This is a genomic window from Citrobacter sp. TBCS-15 (genome assembly GCF_005280815.1).
GTDB lineage: Bacteria > Pseudomonadota > Gammaproteobacteria > Enterobacterales > Enterobacteriaceae > Citrobacter > Citrobacter werkmanii.
The window spans coordinates 1-374 of record NZ_SZWK01000303.1 but is presented as its reverse complement, the minus strand read 5'-3'; the positions used below and the strand labels follow the sequence as shown (position 1 = coordinate 374).

The 374-nt window shown below is 33.4% G+C and carries 1 protein-coding gene; it reads left to right on the top strand.

The genetic code is table 11. From position 1 onward, the window contains the following. Positions 1-158 precede the first annotated feature (158 nt). Positions 159-350, top strand: coding sequence for a hypothetical protein (locus FDW96_RS22130; protein WP_036853162.1), 192 nt, complete (start codon positions 159-161; stop codon positions 348-350). Positions 351-374 lie beyond the last annotated feature (24 nt).

Sequence of the window (374 nt, the reverse complement as noted above, 5' to 3'; positions counted from 1 at the left end):
ACGAACTATTTTCAAGAAAGAATGTAATTGTAAGTGATGAAATTCTAATAAATGTCGGCAATAATATTATTGAAGCTATCAATCAGGTAAGCAATTGATGCGCAAAAAGGAGAGCAATTATCTTTATTTTAACAGACGACACAACTAGAAGTATCGTATTGATTCAAAAGGCTCATAAAAGGGCAGATAAGGGCTTTAATGATATTGTGGCACAATTATATGAACAAGAGCTTAAAACGCAAGAGAAAGCAAAATATGAGCATATAAGGCAAGCTAAGGAGAAATCACTTGAAGAACAACGAATTAGTGAAAAAAATCAACGAAGAGTTGAAGCTGAAAAACAAGCCTAAGTTGACAGAATCGCAAGAGAACAC